The organism is Pseudoalteromonas sp. KJ63-1 (genome assembly GCF_055808145.1).
Genome location: NZ_CM147855.1, coordinates 838,053 through 849,480, shown reverse-complemented (window position 1 = coordinate 849,480; position 11,428 = coordinate 838,053). Strand labels below are relative to the sequence as shown.

Sequence of the window (11,428 nt, the reverse complement as noted above, 5' to 3'; positions counted from 1 at the left end):
TTTACTGATCCTTTGCGGTATCTGTTTGAGCAAATTTCAAACCATACTGCCCTTCAACCATTACCACTTCTGCTTTAGCAAAAAATACCCCATTCACTTTTACATCAAGCGCTTCACCAGCTACTTTGTCTAGCTTAAGCACATCGCCTTCTTTGGCTTGACTAAGCTCGCCTAAGGTAATTTCAGTACTTGCTACTTCAAGAGTGACGAGTAAAGGAACATCTTGAAAAAATGACATATTCCCTTCATTAGTTTTATCAGCAGATTTGTCATCAAATCCATCAAAAGCATCAAGCTCTAAGCCCGCTAAGGCGCTATCAAGGTTCTCGTTCATAATTTAGTTACTCGTTGTATTATTTGATAATTGTGTAATTTGAAATGCTAAGCCAGTCTCTTGCTCAACGACTTGGCCTTTAAATATTTGTTTATGGCCTAGGTTAAATAGCGCTGCTTCGTTAAGTTCAATGGGTAATACACCGCCGGCCACACAAGCTTTTAATTGCTTTAAAGTGACTTTTTTCTTTGCCATTTCAATCTGACCTTGCACCGCAAACTGTACCCACATATCAGTATTGAGTGTGTTACTATTTGCAGAATCTTGCTCGCTATCAGCTGCGCAAAAAAAGCTAATTGGCAGCCATAAAAACCAACTTATTACTTGGTTTTCTAATATAAACCGCACTTTAAAGGCTAAGTATTGTAATGCTTCAGGTAAGGTATGAGATTTTTGTATCTCACCTAATAACGCTGAGCGTTCTCTAAATAATAAGCCTTGAATGCCCTGCACTTGGCGCTGTAGTAAACGACCACAAATACGGCTTTCTGTTAAGCTTAATTCGTTATTCACCTCGTCAGAGACTTGCTCTGTGCTGTTAACATTATTAAATTGCCCACCTAAGCATAAATCCGCTGTTTTATATGCACTTTGATAATCAAGCGCTAAATAGGCCTCACCTTGAGTAGGCGCAAATAAAGGACAGGCAAGAAATATCCTTGGGGATTCTTTAAACCAACTGTTAATAACCGAATGCGAACAAGGCGAAATATCGACATCAAAACGGCTGTCGTTAAACAATTGGGCTAGCTCTAACTCCAAAGTTTTACGAATATTAACGTTTATGTGCGCTGCTTTTTGTTGTGCTTGTTCATATGCTCTTTGCTCAAGCGTGAGTGCAAATGGAGTAATATGCTCAGAATTTTTCGCTTTAATTAGCTTTGTTTTAGCGTTTAACGTTTTACTCATACCACTGTTTTTCCTGATTCATTTATATTCAGCTTATGCTCGTCTTTTTGGCTTTTTTCAATTGGGCTTGTAACTGTAAACGATTAACAATATCGCTGCGTAAGCGCTCATTTTTGCTTATCCACTCAACCCCTAAAAACATTAATTTTTCACTCACAGCACGGCGATACATCACCTTGCCTGCCAATCGATTAGTTTTATCAAACACCACAATAACTTTATTGGGGATCGTCTTTTCAGCAGGCACTAATAAACCCACACCGCCCACGCTAATATCTTTTGCCACACCATGGCATAGTGAAATATCAATAAAACAACGGCGTAATAACTGCACGCCTACTCCGCCAAGCTGAACTGACTCAGGCTCGTAATTATCTTTGAGGTTTAAGTTCCATCTTTTGTAACTTCGTTTAGTGTCTGGTTGGTTACTCATAATTCTCTTCAAGACGTAGCACGGGTTTGTTAGCCGTTGCCGCACCAGCCGCTTTTTTTATCGGATTGTTGATGTTGCTATCATCGAATAATTGGTTAAATTTATCTTGCGCATCTTTAGTTAAGATCAGCAATTCAACACGTCTGTTTTCGCTGGCTTTTTTATTTTCTTTGTTAATTGGTCTATTTGATGAAAACGCATTTACTTGAAGCACCTGACTTGATGGCATTCCGCCCATAGTCATTACTTTTCTTGCTTGCTGCGCTCTATCGCCAGAAATGTCCCAATTACGAGAGCTGCCATCAACAAATAAGCTGGCATCGCTGTGTCCAGAAATAATAATTTTGTTGTTAATGTCTTTAACTAAGCCGCCAAGGTATAGAAACAGATCTTCAAAAAATGGGGTCATTTGCGACTTTGAGCGTTCAAACATTTGATGATGCTTGTCGTCTCTAATGATCACTCTTAGCCCCAGGGGCACTTCTTCAACTAGTAAGTTATTTTTTAGTAACTCTTCTTTACTGAGTTCATCAATACTTTCCAGTAATAAGCTCAGCTCAGATGAGGCTTCAAATTGGCTATCAATCGCTGAGTTTAACTTCTCGCCTTGCCCAGCTTTAGGCTCAACGGTGCCATCGGGCACTTGTAATACTTCACTCATTCCAGGTTTTGGAGAGTCTGGAGGCGTAATTCCCGACTCTAGGTGTTTAATTACTGAAGGAGAACCCCCTAAATCAACGGGGAATGGGCTATTTTGAGGGTCAAAAATAGCGGGGCCACCATCAAAAATTGAGTGAGTTCGCATGTAGTGTGCTATTTCTTCACGCTCTGATTCATTGGTGATCGCCATAATCCACATCACCATAAAAAACGCCATCATCGCCAAAGTAAAATCGGCAAAGGCAACCTTCCAAGCACCACCATGAGGCTTTTCGGTTGCTCTTCGACGTGAGCGTTTGATAACGATTTCTTGATTTTTGTTTTCCATCATTAAGCCGCCTTGTTAGTGATCCACTCTTCCATGGTGGTAAAGGTCGGTTTAATTTCTTCATTAATTAATTTTCTGCCTGAGTCAGTCGCCACAATAGGCACATGCCCTTTAGCATGCGCCACTAACATGGCACGCACACACTCAAACATCGCCACTTGTTTTTTTACATACTGCTCCATCGCTGAGGCAAGCGGAGCAATTAAACAGTAACAAGCAAAAATACCAATAAAAGTACCCACCAACGCCGCGGCTACATGGTAGCCAATTTCACTCAAAGGTCCATCAAGGTGCTGCATAGTAATAATAATGCCGCCAACCGCTGCTAAAATACCAAAACCAGGCATAGCTTCAGCAATATTAGCCAATGAATGAGAAGGCTTAAGGCGCTGCTCTTCAATGGTGTAAATCTCTTGCTCTAACATGGCATCAAAATCATGCGAGTTAATTTTTCCCATACTAAACAAACGTAAGTTATCGCAAATAAAAGTTACTAGCTGAGGGAACTCATACACTTTAGGGTAGGCAAGAAAGATAGAGCTAGTTTCTGGGTTTTCAACATGCTCATCCAACCCCTTTATACCTTTCACTCTGGCTAGATCTAATAAAGAGTAAATAACCAGTAACAAGTCATGGTAAAGCTCAGACGTATCGGTTCCTTTACCACTAATAAACTGATACTTTAATTGCGATAACATTTCTGTCAGTACATATTTCGAATTACCCACAATTAGCGCCCCAAAGCCTGCGCCAAAAATAATTAAAAACTCGTATGGCTGCCACATAGTGGCGATGTTGCCGCCCGCAAACGCAAAACCACCTAATACTGTTGCAAGTACTACTATTAAACCTATAACTCTTTGCATTCTTTATTCCTTAGGTATTAGATTTTTTGAAGCGTTTGTGTCAGCGCTTCAAGTGCTTGTTTATGAAGTTGGCAAACACGTGCCTCGGTTAAATCGAGCGTTAATGCAATCTCTTTCATATTCATTTCGTGCATGTAATATAATTGCAAGAGCAGCTTTTCTCGGGTATTTAGTTTGCTCATCGCCATTTTGAGGGTGGCTGCTGTCTCTTCTTTTTCGTGTGCATGTGCACAGGTAAGCGCTAAGTTAGGATTAGCCTCCAATAGCGCTTCAAGGCTATCAAATGCCTCAGCTTGCTCACTGTAATGCAGCTGAATAAGCTCTTTATGGCTAATCCCTAACGCCTCACACATTTCGGTGTCTGTTGCATCACGACCAAGCTTTTTTTGCAATGAACGGCTCATATCACGTAGCTGATGAGACTGCTGCCGCAACTGGCGTGGGCGCCAATCGACACGCCTAAATTCATCTAACATAGCACCGCGAATACGCTTAAACGCAAATGCAGCAAATTTCTCATCTAAATCCCGACCATAGCGACGAATAGACGAAAGCAGCGCAATAATGCCTATTTGGTAAATATCATCATTATCGACAATAATGCCCACTTGAGTGCGCATGTGTGCAGCCGCCCGATTAACCAAGTAAGCATACTGCGATAATAGTTGCGTCTCTTTTTGTGGTGTAAAGGTGACTGGTGGTTCTGTGATTAACTCACCCCACTCTTCTTGCAGCATCATAGCGATGACCTATTGAATGAAGACGTTCGTAACGAGTACGTTATCTAATCGAACCGAAACCGCATTTGCTAAAACCACATTAAACTGCTCGAGTAAATCTTTTTGAACTGCATCAATATCTTTAAAAGCTTCTTTTACTTGGCTGTGACTCATATTAGCAAACTGTTTTACGAGTACATTTCTCACTAGCGGCTCCATCGCCTCTGTGCCTGTATTAAAAATAGACGGCGAAGTAACAAGTACTAAGTCGAGCACTAAATAACGCGCAATTGAGTCCTCTGATACGCTTATAATGAAGCGTTCCATTTGATGATATTCAACCTTTGTTATATCGGCTTGCGGGCCTACTTGTGATGACTCACTGCGATTAAAAAACTGTCCCGCAAAAAATGCAGCCGCAATAAGTGCTAATACGGTTAGGGCTATTATTATTTTTTTCACTTTTATCTCTCTTAATCCAAGGTAGTTATACTAATAAATCTAACGAGTCTGATTGCAGCTTAGATGCGCGAGTGTTGCTGTCATCATCCTGTACAGGCATCTCAGTGTGATTACTTGCAATGTCGTCATTGTCATTTTGGTGATGAGATTGCTGCTGTTTATCACTCAAATTAACATCAACTGTGGTATTTGAATTTTGCGACAAAGACTGGCGTAACTGCTCTAAAGTTTGCGCGATGGCATCTCTTACCTGCGTATTACTCGTAATTAAACTGACTGAAGTTTTATCCCCTTCGATATTGATAGATATTTCAATACTACCGAGGTTAGGAGGGTCTAATCTAATTTGCGCCCGCTGTAGCTGCTGCCCTATTTGCAATTTTACCTTATCGCCAAGTACATGTAATAAGCGCTGCCCCCATTCACTGGGTGCCTCTTTTAATTTCTCTTTTTGCCACTCAAAGGTTTCTGGTGCGGTGGCGGCAGATGAGAAAGCACTCACTAATGCTGATTTTTGACTGCTACCTTCACGGCTTTCAGCATTAAATATTTTCGATTGCGGATTTTGTGACAGCGCAGCAAGCTCGAGTTTACTGAGCCCAATACTCGGTTGTGTGGATATTTGCTCACTGGTTAAGCTACTTGACTGCGCTTGTCCATAAGTTTTCGACATTACTGATGGTTGATTTAATCGGTTCAAAAGCGCTTGTGAATACAATGTTTGTGGTGTTTTGGCTAAATCGAGTGTGTTTAATTCTTTATTAACGAGTGTATCTGCTGGCGCTACGTTTATAGCTGCAGCAGGCACAGTTAAAGCATCACTATGCACAGTCGTATTTTGTGCGAGCGCAGTTTTAGCGGGCTCTTGAGCTACAATGCTGACTTCGTGCTGAGTCTCTAAAGTCTTACTCTTTAACTGCTCATCAATTACAAGCTGTACTGGTAGTGTTTCCACTACTACAGTATCGCTATCAACTACAAGGTTATTATTTTGGTTAAGTACAGTCATAACAGGCGCGTTTTTTTTATTGTTATCGAGGTTATAATTAGCGGTGCTAAAAAAGTATGGATTTATTATTTCATCCATTTTTTCAGTGTTCTCTTCTTGCGCTAGCTGTTCTGAGCTCTCGCGAGGTTGCTCAACATGCAAATCTTGCTGTTTTGCTTGCTGCTGCTTTGAAGAAAGCGAAAATGGCTCAAGCTCGCTCTGTTGTTCTTGCGCATCTGCAGGGGTACTGCTTTTTAATATGGTTGGTTTATTAGTGGCACTGCCAAAGTCAGCCTTTGACACCATTGTACTTGTTTGAATACTCATAACGACTGTCCTTGTTGTACTTTTTTATAAGCCATTAAGCCCTCTTTATCCTCTTGATGGCGCTGCATTTGTACTTTAATGGCCGCTTGCTTTTGGCTCACAAGGTCAATTAAGTCAACATAACGTGCTTTTAAGTTATTTTGTTCAGCTACCATTGAACTAAACCAAGGCATGCTTTGTAACTGTGTGTAAAGTGCAAGTAACTGCTTATCGGCTGCTTTAACTTGATACCAATTACTCTCATGGATAGCATTTTCCATAGCACTAAGTAATTGTTCCATTTTTTGCGCTGCGTATTTTTGAGAGTGTTCCATTGGCAATACTAAATTCATTATAAGTTCACATTTCATTTAGCAAAAAACAAGCCAACATTAAGCTTTTGTTTTTTAACGTTAAATTAAATAAAGGCAGCAAAAAGCGGAAGCGGAACTTCCCCCTAGGAAGGAAGTAATCTGTCATGAATTAGCAGTAGGATGGTCACTTAGGTAATAGAGGAAGTTTAAAAAGCAGCTGAATTTAAAATAAAAAAGCCAGCTATGGGTAGCTGGCTTTTAAAAGTTTACTGTGTGCCTAAGCCTTGCCACCCTTCTTGCAAGTTGGTCATCACTACACGGGTGGAGTCAATATAGCTCAAGTCATTCTTCATACTGGCTTGTAATAATGCTTGCCCACAATGCTGATAAAGGTTTTGCATGTTTTGCGCTACCTCACCGCCCTTTTCAAGATCCAATGAGGCTTCAAGCCCGCCTAAAATACGCATCAGCTTTTCAATACTTTCTGCTTTTTTATCGTATCTTTTTTGTTTTATGTGGCCAGTGACTTTTTCAAGCTCATCTAAAAAACCATCAAATAACATCAAAACTAATTTATGGATATCGGCACTGGCCGCTTTTGCATCTACTGATGTACTTTTATAGGCTGAAAAGCCATCATTTAAATCTAACATCTATGTTTAGCTCCCAAATTGACCCATTGTAGATTCTAATTGCGCAATAGTCTGTTGCATTTGTGTAAATTGCGACAAGTAACGTTGATACACTTGCTCCATTGACACTTCGTGATCTTTTTGTTGCCTATTGACTATATTTAAGCTCGCTTGCAATGACTGCTTTTTATCCGTCATCAAACCATAACTTTTAGTGAAAGGCTCAACGCGAGTTTCTAGCTTAGATAATAAACCGTTTTCACCTGTCAGCATGCTAGTTAACTGCTCAGGGTTAGTAGCCATGGCTTCTTCAAGTTTTTTATTATCTATTTTTAAGTTGCCGCTACGATCAAACTCAATACCTACAGAGAATAAGGTTTTACCTTCAAACGTACCCTGAAAATCGTTGCGTAAAGAGCGAGCAAGGCCGGCAGCCATATTGTCTCTTTTTAAGTACTGATTACTGGTAATACCATTGGTGAGCGAATTAAATTTATCTACAAAACTTTGAATGTTTTCTTTAGAGCTTTCTTGATCTTGGTTAATTGATATATGAATTGGCTGATCGCCCGGCGACTGCGCCTGCGTTAAATCAATCGTTACCCCATCAATAACCGTATCGAGTTTATTACTGCTTGAAGTGATGGTAAGTGCCGAGTTAGCCCCTAGCTTAACAATCGCATCTTGCGCTAAGGTTAAATCTTGTTTGTTTGTTATAGCATTGGTGATATCGCTGCCATTGGCATCCGTACCTTCAGTAAAACTCACACCCACCTGATTAGCAGCACCCGACTCAGCACTGGTTAAAGTTAAAAAGGTTTCTGTGCCAGAGCGGACTACCGAGGCTTTAACACCGCTATTATCGACATGTGAGTTGATAGCATTAGCAACATCAGTTAATGATGCATCGGCGCCAAGGCTTGCAAAGTCAACACTAAACGCACTGCCTGCCAAATCAATACTTAACTCACCATCAGTGGTTAAAGCTTTAGCCGGATCAAAACTCAATGCCACTTGGTGTGCTTGTGCTAATTGCTCGACAAATATATCGTACTCACCGCTGGCTGCTGTGCCGCTTGCTGTTACTGCTAATGCGGATGAATTGCTCACCGTAGCGGTGTTAGCAAACAAGCTACTGGTATCTTTAAGATTGGTTTGTAAGTCATCAAAAAAGCTTGATAAATTACTTTTCAGGCTATCAAACGCCTTAATTTGATTGCTAAAAAGGCTACTTTTAGTACTTAATTGCTGATCTTTAGCGCTACGCTCAATTTGTGTATATTGTGAGGCTAATTGCCCAGGATTGATTCCTATTGCAGAGCTCATTTTAATCTCCAAGCATTTTAGTTATAAGCAAAAAAATCTAAAGTAAATATTTTTACTTATGACTATAAACAATAATAGCTACACCTTAGGTGTAGCTATGCATACTTAATTGATTAATCATTATTAACGAAGTAGTGAACCAATCATTTGTGTTGTGCTGTTAGCTGTGCTCAGTACCGAGATACCTGAGTTCATTAACAACTGTTGCTTAGTCATGTTTGACGTTTCAGCAGCAAAATCAGCGTCCATTAACGTACCTACAGCAGCTTGAGTATTTTGCTTCATGTTAGATACGTTAGTCATAGTGTGGTCAAGACGGTTCATTGATGCACCAAGCGTTGAACGTGCAGTACCAATTTCGCCAACTAAAGTATCAACAAATGCAATTTGCGCTTGTGCTGTAGCAACAGTAGTAAATGCAGCAGCATTACCAATAGCGGTTGTCACATTGCCTAGCTCTGTAGAAATATCAACATTAAGAGTCTCTGCTGCACTTGAACCTACTTGGAAGTTAACCGCACCTGCACCAAACTTACCAGCAGCTGCTAAAAGTTTAGTGCCATCACCAAACGATGTGTTGTCCATGATGTTTGTAAGCTCAGTAGCTAGTGCTGTGTATTCTGCACTTTGTGCAGCCCACTCTTTTGCACCGTTTGTATCACTTGAACCTTGGGTAGCAAGTTCTTTCATGCGGTAAGCAATGTTAGTCATTTCATCAAACGCACCTTCAGCCGTTTGCATCATAGACATGGCGTTGTTACCGTTATATAAACCAGCCTCTTGACCACGTACTTGTGCGTTTAAGCGTGATGCGATTTGTAGACCAGCCGCATCATCTTTTGCAGAGTTAATTTTAAAACCAGAACCTAAACGCTCAAGCGCGGTCGATAAATCGTTGTTACTACGACCTAATTGGTTTTGGATTGACATTGATGCCATGTTTGATTGAATTGATAAAGCCATTTTTATTTCCTCTTTGAATGAATAGCTAAAGTAATTAGTGAACCTAAATCACCTTCTAATAACTAAGAGCGACCATATTTTTAATTATCTAAACTTTTTTCTAATTATTTTTATATTTTTTTAAGCAATGTGTTCAAAGCGGGTAAAATAGGCATTTTCGTTGGCTAAAAGCAGATAAGAGGAATAGCAGAAATAAAAAACGATGCAGCAACACTAGATTGCTGCATTAAAAAATTAGGTGAGTGAGTATTGCACCATATTACGAGTAATGTTTGCTTGCGACATAATCGCAGCCACACTATTTACACTTGGGTTTTGCATGTGCTGTTTAACCCCTAGACTTAAAGCAAGTAGTTCATCAGTGTTAGCTAATGAACTAGCAGAGTCAAGCTGCTCTAGTTGGCTTTGTAATTGTTGTTTTTGTGCCTGAATTTTTATTAAATTCGCTTTTAAATGGCGCTGCGCAGTTTGAATTTGCTCACGATGCTGAGCAATAGTGGCATTTTTATCGGCTATTTTAGCAAGTTCATTCAGAGGGTTATCTAAATCATTAAGCTGCAACGAAATCGGGTTTCCTGCAGCAATTCGCACACCTTGACCACTCATTACCCAAGGCTCTAAAAGTGGAGCCGCATTATCTTTTTGCGCACTAAAAAGCAGACGGTTTTCACGATTAAGTTCAACATTTATATGATGTGGTGCAAACGCATTTTGAATGGCAGCTAAATTGGTTTTTTCATCTTGATAGGCAGGTAGTTTTAAACTTAATGATTTACCCGAACGCCCCATTACTAACTGAATATTTTCTTCATGTGGGCGCGCGCTAAGCAGGTCTATATTTGCATTAAGCTGTTTGCTAATAGCGCGATTTGGGTCAGTTATTTTTAGTTGAGTATCAAGTCCTGAGCCTTTTTTATTTGCTGTGTTTTGTAATGACGCTATTTGCACTTTAATTTGCTGTTGTTGCATGGGTTGTGGCTGAGTGTTAGCTGCCTGGGTGTTTAACTGTTGTGCTAACTTTTCAAGCCCCATATACAAATTTCGTATTGTACTTTCACTTTGCTCAGCTCTAGCTAGCGCCTGACTAAGCGCCCCACGCTGTGCCCAGCCAGTCAGTACTTTAACCTGCTCCTCTCTGCCAACAATTTTGTTTTTCCACAAATTATTAGCAGAATCTTTTGTTGATGTAACGAGTGCATCCGATTTATTGGTATTTACCAAGTCAATTGCTTGCGCTTTTTCGCTACTTTTAACCAGCATAGTTAGTTCCTGAAAGTATTATAATTTTAAATGTATGAAAACAGTGAAAGTTTACTTACCGTTGAGTAAACCTGCATCGATGACTCATACGCCGCCATTGACTCTTTCATCGAGATAAATGCTTCAGGGTAATCTACAGCACTTAAATCATCCTGTAAATTCACCGTAAACGTAGTGATATCTTGATTACTGGTAGTAATAGAATCAAGCGACGCCATAGTAGAACCAATTGTAGTCACTTGACTACTAATAGTACCTAAAAAGTCTGCTAATTTATCTATCATCACCCGGGATTGATTGCCAACACCACCTGCTGGCGGATTATTTACATCAACAAGATAGTCTTGCATAGCATTTAAAAAACCTGCACTTGGGTCTAAATCATCACCAACAATATTATTTTTTACACTTGAGTCGTCAGATACAGCAACTTCCCTAATAATATTATCACCGGTATAAACATAATTACCCGTGGCATCGATTTGAAATGGCTGTTCGTCGGTTTTACTGCCTGAAAAATAATACTTCCCGTCGCTATCAGTTGCATTTAGTAAATCAACAATTGCCGGAAAAGCCACACTCATTTCTTGGCCAAGCGCTTTAATTTCTGCCTCACCCATTGAGCCATCAGCTGCAGTGGTAATTAAACTTTGTAATGAATATATTTGGTTAACAATACCGGTTAGCTGTACTTCTTGTTGACCTAATGAAAAGTTAACTGCATCCATATTAGTTTTGTATTGCTCTAGCGATTTAATTTCTGAACCTAAATTCATAATCATCACAGTACCAAGCGGATCATCTGAGGGCTTAAGAATTCGCTTATTGGTTGCCAGCTGAATCGACTTTTCGTTAAAGTTTTCAGTATTACTTTGAATGTTTTTGATTGAATTTAAATGAAACTGATGACTGCTGACTCGCATAACGT

General features: G+C 39.9%; 14 protein-coding genes. All 14 read right to left on the bottom strand.

Annotated features, from left to right (window positions below):
- Position 1: 1 nt before the first annotated feature.
- Complete coding sequence (locus AC0L7Q_RS03980; protein ID WP_055011667.1) at positions 2-334, bottom strand: FliM/FliN family flagellar motor switch protein; 333 nt, start codon at positions 332-334, stop codon at positions 2-4.
- A gap of 3 nt (positions 335-337) precedes the next feature.
- Positions 338-1,243 (bottom strand): FliM/FliN family flagellar motor switch protein, encoded by a 906-nt coding sequence (locus tag AC0L7Q_RS03975; RefSeq protein ID WP_409424912.1) that lies wholly within the window; start codon positions 1,241-1,243, stop codon positions 338-340.
- 28 nt (positions 1,244-1,271) lie between these two features.
- Positions 1,272-1,676 (bottom strand): PilZ domain-containing protein, encoded by a 405-nt coding sequence (locus tag AC0L7Q_RS03970; protein ID WP_409424911.1) that lies wholly within the window; start codon positions 1,674-1,676, stop codon positions 1,272-1,274.
- A complete protein-coding gene (locus AC0L7Q_RS03965; RefSeq protein WP_081374122.1) occupies positions 1,669-2,667 on the bottom strand; it encodes a flagellar motor protein MotB in 999 nt (332 codons plus the stop codon). The genes AC0L7Q_RS03970 and AC0L7Q_RS03965 overlap by 8 nt, the downstream gene beginning before the upstream one ends.
- Positions 2,667-3,530, bottom strand: a complete 864-nt coding sequence (motA, locus tag AC0L7Q_RS03960; protein WP_138620872.1) for a flagellar motor stator protein MotA — start codon at positions 3,528-3,530, stop codon at positions 2,667-2,669. Before motA ends, AC0L7Q_RS03965 begins: the two co-directional genes overlap by 1 nt.
- 17 nt (positions 3,531-3,547) lie before the next feature.
- Entirely contained in the window at positions 3,548-4,270 is a 723-nt protein-coding gene (locus AC0L7Q_RS03955) for a FliA/WhiG family RNA polymerase sigma factor (protein ID WP_409424910.1), read from the bottom strand.
- Positions 4,271-4,279: 9 nt separating this feature from the next.
- On the bottom strand, positions 4,280-4,711 hold the full coding sequence (locus AC0L7Q_RS03950) for a flagellar basal body-associated FliL family protein (protein WP_409424909.1): 432 nt from the start codon (positions 4,709-4,711) through the stop codon (positions 4,280-4,282).
- Positions 4,712-4,736: 25 nt separating this feature from the next.
- A complete protein-coding gene (locus AC0L7Q_RS03945) occupies positions 4,737-6,026 on the bottom strand; it encodes a flagellar hook-length control protein FliK (RefSeq protein ID WP_409424908.1) in 1,290 nt (429 codons plus the stop codon).
- On the bottom strand, positions 6,023-6,358 hold the full coding sequence (locus AC0L7Q_RS03940) for a hypothetical protein (protein WP_409424907.1): 336 nt from the start codon (positions 6,356-6,358) through the stop codon (positions 6,023-6,025). Before AC0L7Q_RS03940 ends, AC0L7Q_RS03945 begins: the two co-directional genes overlap by 4 nt.
- A gap of 227 nt (positions 6,359-6,585) precedes the next feature.
- Positions 6,586-6,972, bottom strand: coding sequence for a flagellar export chaperone FliS (fliS, locus tag AC0L7Q_RS03935; RefSeq protein ID WP_409424906.1), 387 nt, complete (start codon positions 6,970-6,972; stop codon positions 6,586-6,588).
- A gap of 6 nt (positions 6,973-6,978) precedes the next feature.
- Positions 6,979-8,277, bottom strand: a complete 1,299-nt coding sequence (gene fliD, locus AC0L7Q_RS03930) for a flagellar filament capping protein FliD (protein WP_409424905.1) — start codon at positions 8,275-8,277, stop codon at positions 6,979-6,981.
- 123 nt (positions 8,278-8,400) lie between these two features.
- A complete protein-coding gene (locus tag AC0L7Q_RS03925) occupies positions 8,401-9,240 on the bottom strand; it encodes a flagellin N-terminal helical domain-containing protein (RefSeq protein ID WP_409424904.1) in 840 nt (279 codons plus the stop codon).
- Between the two features lie 234 nt (positions 9,241-9,474).
- Positions 9,475-10,500, bottom strand: a complete 1,026-nt coding sequence (locus tag AC0L7Q_RS03920; protein ID WP_409424903.1) for a flagellin — start codon at positions 10,498-10,500, stop codon at positions 9,475-9,477.
- Positions 10,501-10,526: 26 nt separating this feature from the next.
- Positions 10,527-11,423, bottom strand: coding sequence for a flagellar hook-associated protein FlgL (gene flgL, locus AC0L7Q_RS03915; RefSeq protein ID WP_409424902.1), 897 nt, complete (start codon positions 11,421-11,423; stop codon positions 10,527-10,529).
- Positions 11,424-11,428 lie beyond the last annotated feature (5 nt).